Raw genomic sequence first — 20,190 nt, 5'->3', positions numbered from 1 at the left:
TTGGCGCTGATTTCGAAGCACGACTTAGATTGCAATTTCTGACGTAGCGTCTTATCTCATCCCGAATTGGAACCAGAGGACTCCGATCACATGAACTGGATCACAAACTACGTCCGCCCGCGGATCAACTCGATCTTTTCTCGCAGAGAAGTTCCAGACAATCTCTGGACCAAATGTGATGAGTGCGGGACGATGTTGTTTCACCGCGAATTGAAGGCCAATCAGAACGTCTGCACGCAGTGCGACCATCACATGGCCATTTCGCCGCGGGATCGTTTTGAGGCGCTGTTTGACGGCGGCGTGTTTGTTGAGGTTGAGGTTGCGGAACCGGTTGCCGATCCGCTGCAATTCCGTGATCAGAAAAAGTATCCCGAGCGCATGAAAGCTGCGCAAAAGAAGACCGGCGAAAAAGAAGCCATGTTGGTGGCGGAAGGCGAAATTGGCCGGACCCCGATTGTGGCGGCCTGCCAGGACTTCTCTTTCATGGGCGGTTCCATGGGCATGTATGTCGGCAACGCGATTATTGCCGCGGCCGAACGTGCCATCGCGCTCAAGCGCCCATTGGTGCTGTTCTCAGCGGCAGGCGGCGCACGGATGCAGGAAGGTATCCTGTCTCTGATGCAGATGCCGCGCACAACCGTCGCTGTGCAAATGCTGAAAGAAGCAGGGCTGCCTTACATTGTCGTGCTCACGCACCCAACCACAGGCGGTGTGACGGCGTCTTACGCGATGTTGGGCGACGTCCAGATTTCCGAACCAAACGCTTTGATCTGCTTTGCAGGTCCGCGTGTGATTCAGCAAACCATTGGGGAAAAGCTTCCTGAAGGCTTCCAGCGAGCGGAATACCTACTGGACCACGGTATGCTGGATCGCGTGACCAAACGGACCGAGTTAAAAGCCGAGTTGGTGACGATCCTGCGGATGCTTATGGGTATGTCGCCAGCCGTAGCCGGCGATTTGCCCGCGCCTCAGAAAGCTGAAGAAGTGGCCGAGGCACCTGAAGAAAAAGCCGAAGAGGCGAAAACGGAATAATACGGTCGCGAATGCGGCGTTGGAAATGGGCTTTCGGCATGTAAACCGGAGGCCCGTTTTGTTTAGAACCCCCAAGATTTTCGGAGCACACTATGGGCACTCCCGCAAACACATCCGACGCGATCCTCGCGCGCATGATGGCGCTTCATCCCAAGATCATCGATCTGACTTTGGATCGGATGTGGCGTTTGTTGGAAGCTTTGGACAATCCGCAGGAAAAACTGCCGCCGGTTGTGCATTTGGCAGGAACCAACGGCAAAGGCAGTACGCAGGCGATGATCCGTGCTGGCCTGGAAGGGCGTAGTGACAAGGTACATGCTTACACAAGCCCTCACCTCGCACGGTTTCATGAGCGCATCCGCCTGGCTGGGGAACTGATTGATGAGGCACATCTTTCCGCGGTTCTGGATGAGTGCTGGGAGGCCAACAACAAACAAAACATCACCTACTTCGAGATCACGACTTGCGCCGCCCTTCTCGCGTTTTCCCGCACCGCAGCGGATTACACTTTGCTTGAGGTCGGATTGGGCGGTCGGTTGGACGCAACCAATGTCATCCAGTCACCAGAGCTCACGGTGATCACGCCTGTGTCCAAGGATCACGAACAATTTCTTGGCGAAACTATTGCGGAAATCGCCGCTGAGAAAGCCGGGATTCTTAAACATGGTGTGCCATGTGTGGTGGGGCCGCAATGTGATGAAGCAATGGACGTCATTGAGCAGGCTGCCGCGCGCGTAGGGGCGCCTTTAATCGCCTACGGGCAACATTGGCACGTTTATGAAGAGCGCGGCCGGCTGGTGTTTCAGGACGAGCGTGGGTTGTTGGACCTACCTTTGCCGGCGCTGGCTGGGGACCATCAAATCCAGAATGCCGGGGCAGCACTTGCGGCGCTTCGCCATTTGGGAGCAGATGAGGCTGCCTGCGAGGCCGCCATGCGCGACGTAAGTTGGCCGGCCCGTATGCAGCGGTTGAAAGAAGGTCCGTTGGTAGAGGCCGCTGCGGGTGCGGAGCTATGGCTGGACGGCGGGCACAATGCAGCCGCAGGCAAGGCCTTGGCAGATGTCATCTCCAGACTACCAAAGCGCCCCACACATTTGGTGTGTGGTATGCTGAACACCAAAGACATCGCTGGATATCTGACGCCTTTAGCCCAGGTGGCAGATACTTTGACGGCCGTATCCATTCCTGGCGAGGCAAACACCGTGCCCGCAGAAGAAACTGCCCGTGCAGCAGGGGAAGCTGGATTGAAGGCAAGTGAAAGCGCACATGTGTTGGAGGCCGTAGCCGATATTGCGTCCCGGTTCCCTGAAGGCCGCATCTTAATCTGCGGATCGCTCTACCTTGCTGGTGCCGTGTTGAGAGAAAACGCTTAACCGCGAGGTTTGGTGTGGGCAGCAACGTAATAAAAACGAGGCTAGCGAATCACCCTGTTGACTGATTCGAATCGGCGCACGTATAGTTGTTCCAACGTCTCTTTCGCCAAATAGAAAACCAAAAGCGAAGCGACCCGTGGACAGGCAGGCAGGAAAGTGGGGGGCAGGCAGCCCCCCTAATAATTTGCAGGCCAACCAAAGACCAATGTGATTGTGTGCTTCGGAGGTCTAATATGGTGTCTTCGGGTTCGGCGGCAAAACATGGTTTTTTTGACGGAGGCAGAATTGGCCGCCAAAGTTGTTTTCCACCTGCCAAAGCAGTTCCTTCAAACGTTTCTCAGTCTGCCGCACCTTTCGATTTTCCGTAGAACTCATGAAATGATCACGGCGAGAGGTGGCGTTGTTGAGGTGCGTCGACGCGCTGAAGCCTTGCGGGAACCGGGGAGACGAGACTGGTCGGATTTCCTTGAAGCCGACACTTTGCACATCATCGAAAATGGTATGGTTCAGCAGCCCAACGCCCTGAACACGGCGCTAGCGTACCTGCCTCCCTATTTTCATTTGGATGCCCAGGGGGTGCTGGCTGAAAGCAGCGCAAGACATGCTTCGTATGATGAAACGAGCGTGAATGCTGTTGTGGCCCGCGCAAGATTTCGCGAGTTTCACGATCGTTTCGTAAAGGGACGACGGTCGCGATATGGCCCCAAAAAGGAAGTAGCAACCATACCTGAAGGCTGCATCGCGGTATTCTTGCAAGGTGACAATCCCCATCGACAGGGGACGGCCTATTGCGACAACGAAACGCTCCTGCGCACAGTGGTTGAAAACGCTGATGGACGACCGGTGGTGGTCAAAGCCCACCCTTTCAGTCGTCAGTTAGATGACGCACAGCTGATTTTAAAACTGTTACGGGATGGGCTGCCGCTCGAACCAACCGACGCCAATGTGCACGACATTTTGCATCATTGTGCAGTCACGGTGAGTTATAATTCTGCGGTGGCCATTGAAGGCTTTTTGCATAACAAGCCCGCAATCTTGTTTGGGAAGGCCGATTTCCATCACGTGTCAGAGACTGTCAAAAAGGTAGAAAATTACCCAGCGGCGCTTGAAGCGGCTCTGAGCAAGAATGTGAACTATGAGGCGTTTTTGTATTGGTACTTTTCGCGCTTTACCTTGTCTGCAGACGATCGACTGTTGGAGCATAAGCTACAGCAGGCATTTGAGGAGGCAGGGTTTTCTGAAAGGGATCTTGGGCTTTTGTCTGTACCCAAGACATCCCGGAAAAGCCTTCAGGAGTTGGTGGCCAAACAGGCGACTTACGAAACTCAAAGGCTATTGCGCGGCTTGCCCGAGGCGGAGACGTTGAAGCTTAGGAGGTCTCTTGAGGTTAGCACGACTTATCAGGAATTTATCGGTGCTATCGGAGATCAAAAACTGCGCGTTTGTCGTCATCTATCAGATAGCGGTGAGCGGGAAGTGCAAGCTCGCGTCGGGGAACTCGACCGGATTGGGCAAAGCTTGTCGACGGACGCTTTTGGGGCCGAAAGCACTGTTTTCGCTTATCCAGATCTGGGTCTGCTTTGCCTAACGCATATCCCCGGCGTTCCTTTGGGTCAAAAGATTGCGCAGGTGCCGGAAGGGCGCAGGTCTAAACTTGTGCGCATGGCCGCAGATTGGCTGCGGGAAGCTTCTCTTAATCGGTATCAGCAATCAGATCTGTCAATGCTGTTTTCGCTGAGCCACTTGAGGGAAAAGGCATCGCGTGCAGGGCTGAATGCCAGCGATGGGGCTTTGCTCGAGGATTTGCTATCCGAATTGGCGGGACGTCTTCGCCGTGAGAGCAACATGAAGGTTCTGCAAATAGAGGGGCAGGAAAGGTTTCTACCGAACAATTTTGTTTTTAAAGATGGCCGCCTGTCTGGTGTTCAACTGCATGGTGCGCGATGGACGCCGGTGGCCCGCGCCGCGGCACAATTTTTAGTGGATTTGCAATTGAACACACCGCTTCAAGCGGGAAGGAGACAGCTGGGGGTTGCTGAGTGTGATTTGCGGGCATTTTTGTCGTCAGGTTTGATCCCGAAGCAAGAGCACGAAACGGTTGTGCCTCTTTTTGTAGGGGCAGAGCTGGTCCACAGATTTGTGTCGGATGATCTTTCATCTGAAGTTCGGGAAAACGCGCGCGATGCCATGTGCGCTTTCTTGAGGTAAGATTTTTCTGACAAAGCGCACAGTTTCCTCGAAGAATACCACTTAAAGTCAGAGGAGGTGCCAATGCAGGTCGTTCAAGAGTTTCCCTATGAGGTTGTTGAAGAGCCACATGTGTGGATTGAAATGCCGGATGGCATCAAGCTGTCCGCGCGTGTTTGGCGTCCTCAAACATCAGAGCCAGTACCCGCAATTCTGGAGTATCTGCCGTATCGAAAGCGCGACGGCACCGCAGAGCGCGATGCGCTGACACACCCCTACCTCGCCGGTCATGGCTACACTTGTGTGCGGGTGGACATGCGGGGGTGTGGTGACAGCGAAGGGTTGTTTGAAGACGAATACTCACCGCAAGAGCTTGACGATGGTGTTGCCGTCATCGAGTGGCTGGCGGGGCAGGATTGGTGCAACGGCAATGTTGGCATGATGGGGATCAGTTGGGGGGGCTTCAATGGGTTGCAAATTGCCGCCTTGGCGCCGCCCGCGTTGAAGGCTGTTGCCAGCTTGTGCTCGACTGTGGATCGCTATGCCGATGACATCCACTACAAAGGTGGAATCATGCTGGGCGAAAACCCGGCCTGGGCCGCAACGGTGTTGGGGTGGTTTGCGTTGCCGCCAGATCCCGAAATTGTAGGCGACCGGTGGCGGGATATGTGGCTACATCGTTTGGAAAACACCCCTTGTTTGGCCGAGATCTGGACCCGTCACCAAAACCGCGACGCATATTGGGAGCACGGTTCCGTTTGCCAAGACTACGATGCCATTAAGGCTGCGGTGCTGAGCGTTGGCGGATGGCATGATGGTTATCGCAACACGGTGTCCCATCTTGTTGAGAACCTGTCTGTGCCGGTGAAAGGACTGATCGGTCCCTGGAACCACAAGTATCCGCATTTCGCAGTGCCCGGACCGCAAGTCGATTTCATGGGGGAATTGTTGGCTTGGTGGGATCACTGGCTAAAAGGCAAGGATAATGGTGTTGATGAGCTTCCGGATTTGCGCCGGTGGCTGATGGACGGTGTGGCCCCGGCTGTGCAGTACGATTATAGGCCAGGTAGATGGATTGCCGACGCGGCAGGTAACCCTTCTGATGTCCTGTCCTTGCATCTGTTTGGAGACACGCTGTCTGTCACTATGGCGCCAGTGGGACGGCAGGTGTCGCCCGATTTGGCGTGCGGTCAAATGGCGGGGGAGTACTTCCCATTTGGCTTTGGCCCAGGAGAATTGCCTGACGATCAACGGCAAGATGACCTGCGGAGCACTTGTTTTGATAGTGACGTTTTGGAGGAATCTCTGGATCTGGTGGGGGCGCCTAAGCTGCAGTTGAAGCTCACGTCGGATACTGCCAAGGCGCAGCTCGCTGTTCGGCTATGTGACATACATCCAAATGGGGAAAGCACCCTCATTTCACATGGGTTTCTCAATCTAAGACATCGTAACGGGCATCACGCCAACGTGGATGTGCCGGTCGGGAGCGAAATCGACGTGGAGGTGGTTCTGGACCAATGCGCTTACCGCGTGCCGCGCGGACATAAGCTTCGCGTTGCGTTGTCGACAAGTTTTTGGCCTTTTGTCTGGCCAGAAGCAGAGCTGACCACTTTGGACCTCCATGAAGGCACGATTTTGCTTCCAGTTCGCGGGCTCGCCGATGGCGGCGAATGGGCTTTCGATTCTCCAAAGTCCGCCCGCCCAAGAGAGACGGAACAGCTTACAGAAGGGCATGAAAGCAAACGCGTTGTGCGGGATGTGGGACTGCGCAGGACAACGCAAAAAATTGAGAGTGATAGTGGATTGCTGCGGGATTTGAACACCAACCTGGTGAGCGGCACAAAACACTGGGAGGAATTTTCCATTGTTGATGGAGACCCAACGTCCGCCTGTGCCTCCTTTGCCTGGGAGCGGCACATGTCACGCGGTGCGTGGTCGGTTGTAGTGAAAGCGGATTTGGAAATGACGGCAGATGCGGATCATTTCTTTATCCAGACAAACCTGCGCGCCGAAGAAGACGGCACAGAGGTCTTTCACAAGGCTTGGGATGTTTCCGTGCCGAGAGAATGAGTATCGCACAAAAAAGAAGCCCGCTCAAAGGCGGGCTTCCATAGTTTAGCGTACAACAAACACGGATTGCTTGGCGTGTCGCGATATTCGGGCAGCGTTTGGCCCAATCAAGTAGTCCTTAAGCTGCGATTTGTGGGCGCCGACAATGATCGCATCGGCAGACACAGCTTCGGCCTCCTTAAGGACCAAATCATAGATCGTGCCTTGATCCACATGCAGGCGCACGTTTGAGACATCCGCAAAACGCGCAGATGCCCAGGTTTCCAGCGCCACCTTGGCTTCCTGAAGGATCGCCTTGTTGTGGTCCGAGCTAAAGAACGAGCCAACAATCGACATCCCGTAGTCCGGAACCACATTCATGATATGCAGCTCCGCACCGTCGCGGGCGGCCATGGATTTGGCAACTTCGGCCGGACGTTCGGACCCTTTCAGGTCGTTTACGTCCACTGTCAGAAGTAGGGTCTTAAACATATCGCGTCTCCCTAGAATGCAGGCTGCGTGGCGCGAGGCCGCTGAATGAGCATCAGACCAGCCAGCAACAGAAGCGCCGGAATGAAGAACAGCTCTTTCGGCATCCGCTCGTTTTCGACTTCCACTTGGGAAATCACCACTGGTGTATCACCGTAGTAGTCATACTCGGTGCCCAAAGACCCGAAGTACGGCGTGCCCGGGAACGGTTCTTCAAGGAGCAGCTTGCCGTCCTCTTCAAACACAGTCAGCCCGTTCTCCATCATCGCGGCATCAGGCTCGCCGCCCGGATAGACCATGGTGATGGTGGTCGCCCGGTTGTCACCGGTGTCAAAGTCAGGTCCTTCAACTTTGAAGCGGATCAAGCTGCCTTCCGGTTGCTCACCAACAAGCTGCACAGCCTGTGGACCACTGACGCTCTGATACTTCTCTGTCACCAGATCGAGGAAGAAATCCGGACGGAACAACATAAAGGCGATGAAGAGCAAAGCCGCACTTTCCCAACGCTTCGACTTCGCAATGAAGTAGCCCTGCGTTGCGGCTGCAAATATCAGCATCGCGATCAGACTGATGAAAAACACCAGTACTGCCTTTGCCAGTCCTACATCGATCAGAAGCAGATCGGTGTTGAAGATGAACATGAATGGCAGCAGCGCAGTCCGGATATCATAGGCAAAGCCCTGAATACCGGTCTTGATTGGATCGCCTCGCGAAATGGCCGCTGCGGCATAGGCCGCCAGGCCCACAGGGGGCGTGTCGTCTGCAAGGATGCCGAAGTAGAACACAAACATGTGGACCGCGATCAACGGCACAACGAGACCTGCTTGTGCACCCACGCTGACAATTACGGGCGCCATGAGCGAACTTACAACGATGTAGTTGGCCGTGGTTGGCAGGCCCATGCCCAGGATCAGGGACAGGATTGCCACCAGCACCAGCAGGATGATCAGGTTACCACCAGAGATGACCTCAATGACCTGTCCAATCACTTGGTGCGCCCCGGTCAGGCTGATTGTGCCGACGATGATACCGGCAGCGCCGGTTGCCACACCAATACCAATCATGTTGCGTGCGCCCATGATCAGGCCCTGAACAAAGTCGGCCCAGCCAACGGAAAACGCGGTGTTCAGCGCGGTCTCGCCCCGGAAGAAGGCTTTGATCGGGCGGTGTGTCAGCGCGACAATAATCATGAAGATCGTGGCCCAGAAAGCTGAGAGCGCCGGTGACAAACGGTCGAGATTTTCCGTTTTCACCATCAAGTTCCACACCAGGATGAAGATTGGCAGGGAATAGTAGGCACCACCCAGAAGTGTCGGGGTCAGGCGGGGCGCTTCCAGCGGGGCATTGGGATCATCCATCGCCACATCTGGATACTTCGATGCCAAATACAGCAACGCCAGATACATAATCGCCAGCAAAACAATCGCTGCGTAAATGCTGTCACCCATCACAGGATCGAGCAGGTTACGCACGCCAATCATCACGAAGGTGATTGCTGCCAGACCAAGGAAGCCGGTCAGGAACAGAACCATAATCATGATGGGCCCAATGTGACGCCCAGCCTTCTTAAGGCCCTTCATCTCCATCTTTAGCGCTTCCAGGTGCACAATGTAGAGCAGCGCAATGTAGGAAATGACGGCGGGCAGGAACGCGTGTTTGACGACATCGATGTAGGGAATATTCACATATTCCACCATCAGGAAGGCCGCCGCGCCCATCACGGGTGGGGTCAACTGGCCGTTGGTGGAAGACGCAACCTCAACCGCCCCGGCTTTCTCAGCGGGGAAGCCAATGCGCTTCATCAAGGGAATAGTAAAAGTACCGGTTGTCACGGTGTTGGCGATCGAACTGCCGGAGATCATGCCGGTCATCATCGAACTCAGAACCGAAGCCTTGGCCGGTCCGCCACGTAGGGCGCCAAGCAGAGCAATTGCAACTTTGATGAACCAATTGCCGCCGCCGGCACGGTCAAGCAGTGCACCGAACAGAACAAACAGGAAGATCATCGAGGTCGACACGCCAAGAGCGACACCAAACACGCCCTCGGTTTGCATCCAGTAGTGGCCGAGAGCCTTGGACAGCGATGCGCCGCCATAGTTGGTGATGTCGCGCACCCATTCAGAGTTGCCACCAAAGAAGGCAAACAAGACAAAGGAACCTGCGATGATCACCAGTGGGAGCCCCAAAGAGCGGTAGACACAGATCATCAACACCACCATGCCAATTGCGGACATTGTGATGTCGGTGGTTGTCCAAAGGCCGGGGCGGTCCGCGATCTGGTATCGGAAGACAACGAGGTACAAACAAGCGCCAACGCCCAATGCGATCAGCGCCCAATCATAAAGTGGGATGCGATCACGTGGCGACGATTTGAACATCGGGAAGGCCAAAATGGCCAAAGCGATGGCAAAGGCCAGGTGGATGTAGCGCGCTTGGCCCACGATGTTGGCAAACCCGGTAAATCCGGTTGATTGCGCCAGGACACCTGGAAGTTTGGATGCGATGTAAAGTTGAAAAAGCGACCATATGATACAGATCGCGATGATTAGTTGACCTTGAAAACCTTCGGCGTTGCGTGCGCCAGTATCGACTTCCGCAACCAATGCGTCGGCTTTGGCCGCGCCATCATTCTGATGATCTTGAGCCATAATCTTCCCCGTTGAACCCCTTTTTGAGAAGCGCCCCGAAATGGACTTCGAGGCGCTTCCAACACTTGTAAACTCAGGCTGCCCTTACTTCAGGCCCAGCTCCATGTAGGCCTTCTCGGCCCCTGGGTGCAGAGGTGCGCTGAGACCGTCCTTAACCATCTCGGCTGGGTCCAGGTTCGCAAACGCAGGGTGCAGCTTGCGGAAGTCTTCCACGTTCTCCATCACGGACTTGGCTACAACGTAAACAACTTCGTCAGGAATGGTCGCGGAGGTCACGAAGGTTGCGCCAACACCAAAGGTGGTGGTGTCGCCATCGGTACCTTTGTACATGCCACCAGGGATGGTTGCGACGCGGTAGAACGGGTTGTCAGCGACCAGTTTTTCGATCTCTGGGCCGGTTACGCTCACCAGGTTTGCGTCACAGGTGGTGGTTGCTTCTTTGATGGCCGCGGCTGGGTGGCCGATGGTGTAGATCATCGCGTCGATGTTGCCGTCACACAGCTGCTTCGCCATTTCGGAACCTTTGTACTCGGTTGCCAGAGCAAAGTCGTCCATGCCGATGCCATATGCGTCCATCACCACTTCCATGGTGGCGCGCTGACCGGAACCAGGGTTGCCAACGTTAACACGCTTGCCTTTGAGGTCCGCAAAGCTGCTCACACCGGCGTCGGAACGCGCGATGACAGTGAATGGCTCAGGGTGTACGGAGAACACCGCGCGGATATCCGGGAACGGGTTGTCGGAGAATTTGGAGGTGCCGTTGTAGGCGTGGTGCTGCCAGTCAGACTGCGCAACGCCAAATTCCAGCTCACCAGCTTTGATGGTGTTGATGTTGTAGACAGAACCGCCAGTGGACTCCACAGCGCAGCGGATGCCGTGCTCTTTGCGGCCTTTGTTGACCAGACGGCAGATTGCACCACCGGTTGGGTAGTAAACGCCGGTCACGCCACCGGTGCCGATGGAGATGAACTCCTGTGCAGAGGCACCTGCAGAAATGCCCATGGAGGCGATAATGGCCGCACCGGCCAGTTTCAGTTTCGAAATCATCTTAGGCTCCCTAGTTGATGATAGTATTGAAATTTCAGTCTTTTTGTCTTTAGTCCACCCAGAAATCACCCAGGCGTTGATTGTGTCGCTCAACCTCTCGGATGCGCTCGTTTGTCCCTTCGCCGGATTGTGCCACCAACATGGCAACCATCGACTCCATTAATGTCAGAGTCGCCGCATAGGACGAGAAGAATTGTGGACTATCTGACGGAACAATAAAGGGAAAAGTTGCGAATTTGATCGCTGGACAGGCGTGGCTGTCGCTGATCACGATAGTTTTTGCCCCGATTTGCTGTGCGGCCTCCACCGCCCGGACCGCACGAGCAGCATATGGCGTCTTGGTGACCACCAGCAAAACGTCGTCTGGCCCCATCGCAGCGAGCGATGCCCCCAATGAAGCGCCCATGCGGCCTGCCAACGTCCAAGTCGTCGAGAAGTAGTTCGCCAGATAGGCCATGTATTCAACAATCCCGGTGGAGCCAAAGGCGCCAAAAAGCACCACGGACTTGGCCTCTGCCAGGGCGTTCACAGTATTTTGTAACCGGTCTTTGTCTAGCGTATCGACGAGGGTTGTGATGTTGGAAATGCAGGCCGCCGCTTGCCGGTCGTAGATCGGCGCGTCTTCTTCTGACCCGTCCTGCAGTTTTTGAACCCGCTGGGTGAGCGATTGGGATCGCTCTCCAACGGAGTCCCGACATAACTCCCGAAGTTCTTCATAGGTTTCAAAGCCTAACACGCGGGCCAGCCTTGAAAGGGTCGCGGGGGACACACCGCTTGCCGCAGAAATTGCCCGCAAGGATCGTGCAGCCACGTCCATTTCATTGGCCAACACAAAGTCAGCCGCAGCCCGTAGCTTGACGCTCAGGTCGGCATAATTGTCCGCTACCCGTTCCTGAAGACGGTTTGATCTGTTCACGAATCCCTCCACTTGACAGGATTTATCCAGATGTTTTAGCTCAGGTCAAGATTCGAAACATTTGTTTCAAAATGTTCTGGCTACCTCAACCTGGAAAGTTTCAAAGATGCCCAAAGACAGCATCACTACCCTTCACCAGCCTGCCGACCTGCCGCCTCTCAAGGTGACCGTCGCCCCCAATGGTGCGCGCAAGACCAAACGCGACCATCCCAAAGTGCCGGTTACCGTTGAGGAAATCGCGGCCACCTCAGCGGCGTGTTTGGAGGCGGGGGCGCATGAATTGCATTTGCATGTGCGCGACAAAGATCAGAAACATTCGCTGGACCCAGGATTGTACAGGGAAGCGATGTCCGCAGTGGCCGAAATGGCACCGGGGCTTCAGATACAGATCACCACGGAAGCGGCCGGTGTGTACGGCATCGAGGCCCAATTCGATACGGTCAAGCAACTGCAGCCGGCTGCAGCCAGTGTGTCTGTGCGCGAAATGGCGCGAGACGAGCGCGTTGCCCACCGCATGTATGGCTTTGCTCAAGAGGCCGGGGTTCATTTGCAGCACATCCTCTACGACGCAGAGGATATTCACCAGTTCAAGGCCTGGTTAGCCAACGGTGTCATCTTGCCAACACAGCGCGATGTCTTGCTGGTTCTTGGTAGCTATGAGCCGCCCAAAGATGCGCAACCATTCACACTTCGGGGGCTCCTAAACTCGCTAGACGATGATGTGTCATCATGGACCGTCTGCGCGTTTGGTCCGACGGAGCAACGTGTTGTGCGCGACGTGTTGCGTATGAACGGTCACGTGCGGGTTGGGTTTGAAAACAACCTTCACAAAGCGAACGGTGAACTGCTCCGCGACAATGCGGAAAGCGTATCGCTCATAGTACAGCACGCCACCTCCATTGGGCGTCCATTGTTAGAAAAGGTACAAGTTTCATGAGCCATGTATTTCCACGACACAGCCGCAAGTCGCTTCCTACCGTTGCGCGCGGCGAAGGTGCGTTTCTGTATGACAAGGACGGTAAAGCGTATTTTGATGGCTCGGGTGGCGCAGCTGTCAGCTGTCTTGGCCATTCTGATCCAGCTGTAATCGCGGCGATCAAGGCGCAACTTGATGCCACCGCTTTTGCGCATACCGGATTTTTCACGTCAGAGCCTGCGGAGGAACTGGCTGCCAAACTTATTGCCAATGCGCCCGGAAACCTGGATCGGGTCTATTTGGTGTCTGGCGGCTCCGAGGCTATGGAAAGTGCCCTAAAACTTGCGCGCCAATACATGCTGGAAAAAGGTGAACCGAAACGCCGGCACGTGATTGCGCGCCGTCAAAGTTACCATGGCAATACCCTTGGTGCGCTGGCAACAGGCGGCAACCTTTGGCGTCGCGAGCCGTTCTCTCCCTTGCTTGTGGAGACCCATCACATCGCGCCGTGCTACGCCTATCGCGGCCAAGAAGGGGACGAAACAGGTCATGACTATGGGCAGCGGGTTGCGCAGGAGTTGGAAGACAAAATCCTCGAGCTGGGTCTAGAAGAGGTGCTCGCCTTTGTGGCAGAACCTGTTGTGGGCGCGACATCGGGTGCAGTCCCGCCTGTGGAAGGCTACTTCAAGAGGGTCCGGGACATATGTGACAAGTACGGCGTCTTGCTCATTCTTGACGAGGTGATGTGCGGCATGGGGCGAACAGGCTCTTTGTTCGCCCATGAGCAAGAGCACATCAGCCCGGATATCTGCGCCGTCGCGAAAGGGTTAGGGGCAGGATATCAGCCAATTGGCGCAATGCTCTGTACCTCTGAGATTTACGACGTGATCAGAGATGGGTCTGGATTTTTCCAGCATGGTCACACCTACAATGGTCACCCGACCGCAGCAGCATCGGCACTAGCGGTCGCGAAGCGGTTGATTGATGACGATGTGGTGTCCAATGTCGCGCCGTTGGGGGCAAAGTTGCAGCACGAGTTGAACGACACTTTTGGGCAGCATCCTCATATCGGAGACATCCGCGGGCGGGGCCTTTTCCTTGGGATGGAAATTGTCAAAGACCGAGAGACTAAAGAGCCGTTTGACTCTGAGCTGGCTTTGGCTCCGCGGCTCAAGGCGGCGGCGTTTGAGGCGGGTCTGATCTGTTATCCCATGGGGGGCACAATCGACGGTAAACGAGGCACGCATATCCTTTTGGCGCCTCCCTTTATCATGGAGTCATCTCACATCGATCTTATTGTCGGCACGCTTGAGGCCGCGATTGAAAAGGTCCTCCCGTAGCAGCCAATCAGGTTAAAAACGGTTCAGCCTTCATCGTGTCCGGTGCCGAAACCCCAAGCCGGTGTAGAATGGAGGGGGCCAGCTGTAACTGAGACAGCACTACATCAGGGGCGGGGCCTTTGGCCTCCCCGAAGTAGTAAAGCGCGAACTCCTGCTGCAGCGGATCATTGCCGCCGTGGTGTCCTCTTGCGTCTTGCCCGTGATCCGCGGTGACAATCACCTCATATCCCATCTGCCGCCATCGAGGGATGAAGGGTGCCAGCATTTCGTCCATCACAAAACAGGCATGATCCATTTCGTGGCTGTCGTGCTGAAAGCGGTGCCCCATACTGTCCAGCGTACAGGTGTGCAACATGCCGTAGTCGAGCTCGTTCTTGAGGCAGAGATTGGTGAGTGTCGCGAATAAGTCCACGTCGGATGGCGTCATCTGATTGGCCGCGCCATATCCGGTCATGCTGTGGAACCGCCCGTGATTGATGGTGTTGCTCTCGGGCTCGTCATATTCAATATCCCGTACAAAATCGAACGGATGGCGGTTGAAAAACTCCGACCAGAAGGAGTGGGCCACTGCGCCAGTCTTGCCACCCGCCTTGCGAACTTCTGAAAAGATGTCGGCCTGTTTGATGCGGAAAACATTGCCGTTTCCGGTGCAGCCGTGTTCCTGAGGTGTGACTCCGGTGTGGATTGAAGCATAGCAGCTTGCGGAAATCGAGGGCAGCACAGAGGTCATTTTCCACTTTTGGGCTGTGCCGTCTGCCACCCAACCTTCCAGATTGCCAAACAGGCGGCTCCAATTGCGCCAGGGCACACCGTCCAGGATGATCAAAAGCAGTTTGTTGTCCATGCCGGGCTCCTCCTTAGTAACAAAAGTAATAAACCAGCGGATTGTGACAGAACGTTCAAGACCGACATTTCGATGGTGGTTTTGGATGCTAAAGACAAAAAACGGCGCCGAAACTGGCGCCGCAATTTGTGTGAAAGCGAATAGCCTTAGTTGCCTGCGCTTTCCATTTTTCGGTTCGCGATGACCTCTTCCAGCCAGCCGAGTTTCATTTCAGGCACAGAGCTCAGCAGCAAGTCGGTGTAGTCGTCAAACGGCGGAGACAACACGTCTGTCTTGCCGCCGTAGCGCACCACTTCGCCCTGATACATCACGGCAATGGAGTCTGCGATGGCCTTCACCGTGGCAAGGTCGTGGGTGATGAACAGATAGGCAACGTCCTCGATTTTCTGAAGGTCTAGGAGCAGCTTGAGGATGCCGTCCGCCACCAGTGGATCCAGCGCGCTGGTCACCTCGTCACAGATGATCATCTTTGGCTTTGCCGCCAGAGCACGCGCAATACAGACACGTTGTTTCTGACCACCTGACAGTTCCGCAGGATAGCGATCAATGAAGCCTTCGCCCATCTCGATCTCGTCCAGCAGCTCAACAATGCGCTTGCGCTTTTCAGCGCCGCGCAGACCAAAGTAGAACTCAAGCGGACGGCCAATGATTGTGCCGACGGTTTGGCGCGGGTTCATCGCAACGTCTGCCATCTGGTAGATCATTTGCAACTCGCGCAGGTCCTCCTTGGAGCGTCCGGCCAAATCCTTGCTCAGGTCGCGACCAGCAAAATGGACGCTGCCATTGCTTTGCGGCAAAAGGCCCGTGATGACCCGTGCCAAGGTGGATTTACCAGATCCACTCTCACCTACAACCGCAAGGGTTTGCCCAGGGTGCAACTCAACATTGATGTTCTTGAGAACGTCAAAGTTGGTGCCCTTATAGCGGGCGGTAATGTTCTGCACCTTAAGAACGGGTTCTGGCGTTGGCGTTTTCTCAGCATGCTCAATAGAGCGCACCGAAACCAAGGCCTTGGTGTACTCTTCCTGTGGATTGTTGATGATCTGATCCACAGAGCCGTATTCGACCATGTCTCCCATTTTCAGGACAAGAATGTCGTCACTCACTTGCGCCACAACCGCGAGGTCATGGGTGATATAGAGCGCCGCCACGCCAGTGTCGCGAATGGCTTCCTTGATCGCCATCAGCACGTCGATTTGCGTGGTCACGTCCAGCGCGGTTGTCGGTTCGTCAAACACCACCAAATCCGGCTCGGGACACAGCGCAAGTGCTGTCATGCAGCGTTGCAACTGCCCGCCAGATACCTGGTGCGGGTAGCGGTTACCGATGTTTTCCGGATCGGGGAGACCAAGTTTCCGGAACAGTTCCACTGCGCGACTCTCGGCTTCCTTTTTGGAAAACTTGCCTTGCAGGATCGCGGCTTCGGTCACCTGATCCATGATCTTTTTGGCAGGGTTGAAGGACGCGGCAGCAGACTGGCTCACATAGGTCACTTCGCCGCCGCGCAGGGCTCGCACGTCTGAGTTTGTGGTCTTCAGAATGTCCCGCCCATTGACCCAAACTTCGCCGCCCGTGATTTTTACGCCACCGCGCCCGTAAGCCATCGACGCAAGACCAATGGTCGACTTGCCTGCACCGGACTCGCCAATGAGACCCAGCACTTTGCCCTTCTCAACCTCAAAGCTCACGCCATGTACGATCTCAATGTCGTGCGGTTTTTCGCCCGGAGGGTACACCGTTGCGCCAATCTTGAGGTTTTGGACTTTGAGAAGCTTATCGCTCATCCGCGGCCACCTTTCAGCGAAGTTGTGCGGTTCAGGATCCAGTCAGCGACGAGGTTCACCGAGATCGCCAGAGTGGCGATGGCGACTGCGGGGTAAAGCGCTGCGCCAATGCCGTAGACGATACCGTCCGCGTTTTCTTTCACGATTCCACCCCAGTCCGCCTGGGGGGGCTGAACGCCAAGACCCAAGAAAGACAGAGTAGAAACAAACAGAACCATAAAGATGAACCGCAGGCCCATTTCCGCAATCAACGGGGACAGAGCGTTTGGCAGGATTTCCCGGAAGATGATCCAGCCGCGGCCTTCGCCTCGCAGCTTTGCGGCCTCAACGTAATCCATGACGTTGATGTCCACGGCAACGGCGCGCGCCAGTCGGTACACGCGCGTGCTGTCCAACAGGCCCATCACAACGATCAGCACAGGCACTGTCACCGGCATGACTGACAACACGACCAAGGCGAAGATCAGCGACGGAATCGACATGATCAAGTCCACAAACCGGCTCATGGCTTGATCTGCCCAGCCGCCAAGAACAGCAGCGAGGAAGCCAAGGATGGAGCCTGTTGTGAAACTCAGAATGGTTGCCGCGGTGGCAATAAAGATTGTTGTGCGCCCGCCGTAGATCATACGGCTGAGCAAATCGCGGCCAAGGTTGTCGGTCCCAAGCAAAAACTCGGAGGACGGTGGCAGCCACACGTCGCGACTGACCACTTCCGCCATGCCATAAGGCGCAATCCAGGGCGCAAAGATGGCTACGAAAAAGTACGCGAAAGTGAAGATGAGCCCGATTAGGGCAGCTATGGGTATTCTCATAACGTTTCCCCTATTTCGGATGCCGCAGACGCGGGTTGGCGACGATCGACACAATGTCTGCGACCATGTTGAGGCCGATGTAGACTGCCGCAAAGATCAGGCCACAGGCCTGCACAACGGGAATGTCACGTTTGGACACGTGATCGACCAGGAACTGCCCCATGCCGGGGTAGGTAAAGACCACTTCGATCACCACAACGCCTACCACGAGATAGGCAAGGTTGAGCATGACCACGTTGACAACCGGTGCAATGGAGTTCGGGAACGCGTGTTTCCAAATGATCGTGAACATGCGCAGCCCTTTGAGCTCCGCCGTTTCGATGTAGGCAGATTGCATCACGTTCAAAATTGCGGCGCGGGTCATGCGCATCATGTGTGCCAGTACAACGAGTGTTAGCACCGCAATCGGCAGGGATATCGTGTGCAGCTTGTCGCCAAGGCTCATGCTGTCATTGATCGTGGTCACGGAAGGTGCCCAACGCAGCCGCACGGAGACAAAGAAGATAGCCACATAAGCGATGAGGAACTCAGGAACAGAAATGGATGCCAGAGTGACCGCAGAGATCAGTTTGTCCGGCCAGCGTTCGCGATAGCGTACGGCAATCAAACCAAGCAAAATCGCAAGAGGCACAGAGATGATCGCGGCCCAAAAGGCCAGGAAAAGAGTGTTGCCGAGACGTTTGCCGATTGATTCAGCAATGTCCTTGCCACTGGTGAGAGAGGTCCCCAAGTCACCTTGCAGCACGCCGCCCAGCCAGCTGAAGTAGCGTTGAATTGGCGGATCGTTCAATCCGAGATCGCGGCGCATGTTGGCAAGCGCTTCGGGTGTGGCGGATTGTCCGAGAATTTGTTGGGCCACGTCTCCTGGCAAGACGATGGTGCCAGCGAAGATCAGGATCGAGACGAGGAAGAGCAGAAGCAGGCCCAGCGCAATGCGCTGGGCCAGTAGTTTCAAAAGGAGCGACATATCAGCCTGTCACCCACATACGCTGAGCTGCGTAGCCGTTCATGAGGGAGAAGCCTGCAACGCCTTCAACCCAGCCGCCAATCTTGTCGGTGTAGGCGTCTACGAAGTCATTGAACATTGGACAAATCAGACCGCTTTCATTGCGCACCATCATGCCCATGTCGGCATACATTGCCTTACGTTTGTCCTGATCCAGTTCCGCACGTGCGGCGATCAGCAGCTTGTCGAAGCTTTCGCTCTTGTAACGTGTGTCGTTCCAGTCCGCGGTAGACAGATACGCGGTTGTGAACATCTGATCCTGCGTGGAGCGGCCGCCCCAGTAGCTGGTGCAGAACGGCTTGTTGTTCCATACTTCAGACCAGTAACCGTCGTTTGGCTCACGTTTGATTTCCAGCTCGATACCTGCGGCCTTCAAAGATTGCTGGAACAGAGCTGCGGCATCCGGTGCGCCCGGGAAAGAGTTGTCCGACGTGCGCAGCAGGACCGGGCCTTCGTGGCCAGACTTTTTGAAGTATTCAGCGGCTTTTTCTGGATCATATTCGCGCTGTTCCATTTCTGAATACATCGGATAGGCCGCGTTGATTGGCGAGTCGTTGCCAACGGATCCATAACCAAACAGGATTTTGTCGACCATTTCCTGACGGTTGATGCCGTATTTCAGCGCCATCATCAGGTCAGGATTGTTAAATGGTGCGGTATCCACGTGGGCAATAAATACGTAGTGGCCAGGGCCTGCTGTCGAGGCCACCGTGATGCCAGGGGCACGAGACACCAGGCCGGCGGTGCGAGGTGGAACACGGTCGATGATGTCGACCTGACCGGACTGAAGCGCGGCAACACGGGCTGTGTTGTCATTGATGACCAGCAACTCGATGGTTTCCGCGTGGCCGATATCACCCCAATAGTTCGGGTTTTTCTCAGCGACAAACCGCACGCCCATATCAACTTCTTTCATGATATAGGGGCCGGTGCCAATCGCTGCGTCAGGCGCATCTTTGCCGCCGTTTGGCTGAACAATCAGGTGATAGTCGCTCATCAAGTAGGGCAGGTCAGCGTTGCCGTTATTAAGCTCAATGATGACATCGCGGCCATTAGTGCTGACGTTTTTGATGTCGCGCAACAAACCCAGAGCACCGGATTTCGATTCTTCACCAGCGTGACGGTCAAGCATTGCTGCGGCGTCTGCTGCAGTGACTTCTTGGCCGTTTGAGAAAGTGATGCCCTTGCGAATGGTGAAGGTCCAGGTGGTTGCATCTGCGGAGGCTTCAAAGCTCTCGGCAACTTTGCCTTGAAGACCACCATCATCGGTAAGTTCGACAAGTGGCTCGCCCCACATGCGGATTAGGTTTACCGCAGTTGTGTTTGCCGCTGTTGCTGGATCCAGGCTGTCGGTTGTTGAGCCGCCTTGCAAACCGATGCGCAGGGTGCCGCCTTTTTGCGGACCGGCCGCGTGCACCGCGCTTGCCAGAATTGTGTTTGCAGCGGCCGCCGAAACACCCAGTGCACCAGCGCGGCCGAGGAACTTACGGCGTGTGATTGTGCCCAAGGCAGCCTGACGGCTTAGGAACTTAAGCTCTTCATTCATTTGGAAACTCCCATGTTGAATCTTTTGTTTTTCTTCATGCTGCGACCCGCTCGCGACACAAATCAAGAAAAATGTGTCAAAGCTGACAAAGTTTTCGTCGACTCTTTGAGCAAGAGAGGTCGCCACAGTAGTGCCTTCAGGAAACCGTCATATCATGGTTCAAAACCGACAGACATGACGTTTTTGGACTTTCTCAGAATT

15 protein-coding genes are annotated in these 20,190 nt (G+C 55.3%); 6 read left to right on the top strand and 9 right to left on the bottom strand.

Features of this window, described 5'->3' with window-relative positions:
• The first annotated feature begins 90 nt into the window (after positions 1-90).
• The 4 genes from accD (at position 91) to SIB92_RS13320 (ending at position 6,662) form a co-directional block, all read left to right on the top strand.
• Positions 91-1,032 carry an acetyl-CoA carboxylase, carboxyltransferase subunit beta gene (gene accD / locus SIB92_RS13335; protein WP_412552507.1) on the top strand — a complete coding sequence of 314 codons (942 nt, stop codon included), beginning with the start codon at positions 91-93 and terminating at the stop codon, positions 1,030-1,032.
• A 92-nt stretch (positions 1,033-1,124) separates the two neighbouring features.
• A complete protein-coding gene (locus SIB92_RS13330) occupies positions 1,125-2,405 on the top strand; it encodes a bifunctional folylpolyglutamate synthase/dihydrofolate synthase (RefSeq protein ID WP_412552506.1) in 1,281 nt (426 codons plus the stop codon).
• A gap of 261 nt (positions 2,406-2,666) precedes the next feature.
• The gene (locus SIB92_RS13325) at positions 2,667-4,613 is read left to right on the top strand and encodes a hypothetical protein (protein ID WP_412552505.1); all 1,947 of its coding nucleotides are present in this window, start codon (positions 2,667-2,669) and stop codon (positions 4,611-4,613) included.
• A gap of 63 nt (positions 4,614-4,676) precedes the next feature.
• On the top strand, positions 4,677-6,662 hold the full coding sequence (locus tag SIB92_RS13320; RefSeq protein ID WP_412552504.1) for a CocE/NonD family hydrolase: 1,986 nt from the start codon (positions 4,677-4,679) through the stop codon (positions 6,660-6,662).
• A gap of 45 nt (positions 6,663-6,707) precedes the next feature.
• Here SIB92_RS13320 and SIB92_RS13315 read toward each other — a convergent pair whose 3' ends face one another.
• The 4 genes from SIB92_RS13315 to SIB92_RS13300 form a co-directional block, all read right to left on the bottom strand.
• Positions 6,708-7,133: a universal stress protein gene (locus tag SIB92_RS13315; RefSeq protein ID WP_412552503.1), complete on the bottom strand. Its 426-nt coding sequence runs from the start codon at positions 7,131-7,133 to the stop codon at positions 6,708-6,710.
• A gap of 11 nt (positions 7,134-7,144) precedes the next feature.
• Positions 7,145-9,778, bottom strand: coding sequence for a TRAP transporter permease (locus tag SIB92_RS13310; protein ID WP_412552502.1), 2,634 nt, complete (start codon positions 9,776-9,778; stop codon positions 7,145-7,147).
• A gap of 84 nt (positions 9,779-9,862) precedes the next feature.
• Positions 9,863-10,825: a TAXI family TRAP transporter solute-binding subunit gene (locus tag SIB92_RS13305; RefSeq protein ID WP_168590971.1), complete on the bottom strand. Its 963-nt coding sequence runs from the start codon at positions 10,823-10,825 to the stop codon at positions 9,863-9,865.
• 49 nt (positions 10,826-10,874) lie between these two features.
• A complete protein-coding gene (locus tag SIB92_RS13300; RefSeq protein ID WP_412552501.1) occupies positions 10,875-11,741 on the bottom strand; it encodes a MurR/RpiR family transcriptional regulator in 867 nt (288 codons plus the stop codon).
• A 106-nt stretch (positions 11,742-11,847) separates the two neighbouring features.
• Here SIB92_RS13300 and SIB92_RS13295 point away from each other — a divergent pair, with 106 nt between their 5' ends.
• Positions 11,848-12,678, top strand: a complete 831-nt coding sequence (locus SIB92_RS13295) for a 3-keto-5-aminohexanoate cleavage protein (RefSeq protein ID WP_412552500.1) — start codon at positions 11,848-11,850, stop codon at positions 12,676-12,678.
• Complete coding sequence (locus tag SIB92_RS13290; protein ID WP_412552499.1) at positions 12,675-13,997, top strand: aspartate aminotransferase family protein; 1,323 nt, start codon at positions 12,675-12,677, stop codon at positions 13,995-13,997. Before SIB92_RS13295 ends, SIB92_RS13290 begins: the two co-directional genes overlap by 4 nt.
• 7 nt (positions 13,998-14,004) lie before the next feature.
• Here the strand turns inward: SIB92_RS13290 and SIB92_RS13285 are convergent, their stop codons facing one another.
• From SIB92_RS13285 to SIB92_RS13265, 5 genes are all read right to left on the bottom strand, one after another.
• A complete protein-coding gene (locus SIB92_RS13285) occupies positions 14,005-14,841 on the bottom strand; it encodes an alkaline phosphatase family protein (RefSeq protein ID WP_412552498.1) in 837 nt (278 codons plus the stop codon).
• 146 nt (positions 14,842-14,987) lie between these two features.
• Entirely contained in the window at positions 14,988-16,625 is a 1,638-nt protein-coding gene (locus SIB92_RS13280; protein WP_412552497.1) for an ABC transporter ATP-binding protein, read from the bottom strand.
• Entirely contained in the window at positions 16,622-17,437 is an 816-nt protein-coding gene (locus SIB92_RS13275) for an ABC transporter permease (protein ID WP_168590965.1), read from the bottom strand. The genes SIB92_RS13280 and SIB92_RS13275 overlap by 4 nt, the downstream gene beginning before the upstream one ends.
• A gap of 10 nt (positions 17,438-17,447) precedes the next feature.
• A complete protein-coding gene (locus SIB92_RS13270; protein ID WP_412552496.1) occupies positions 17,448-18,404 on the bottom strand; it encodes an ABC transporter permease in 957 nt (318 codons plus the stop codon).
• A 1-nt stretch (position 18,405) separates the two neighbouring features.
• Positions 18,406-19,989, bottom strand: coding sequence for an ABC transporter substrate-binding protein (locus SIB92_RS13265; protein WP_412552495.1), 1,584 nt, complete (start codon positions 19,987-19,989; stop codon positions 18,406-18,408).
• Between the last annotated feature and the right edge of the window lie 201 nt (positions 19,990-20,190).

Origin of the sequence: Shimia sp. MIT1388 (assembly GCF_047124445.1) — a bacterium.
In the GTDB taxonomy this organism is placed as follows: domain Bacteria; phylum Pseudomonadota; class Alphaproteobacteria; order Rhodobacterales; family Rhodobacteraceae; genus Shimia.
The sequence above is the reverse complement of the archived record's forward strand: the minus strand, read 5'-3'. Positions and strand labels throughout refer to the sequence as shown.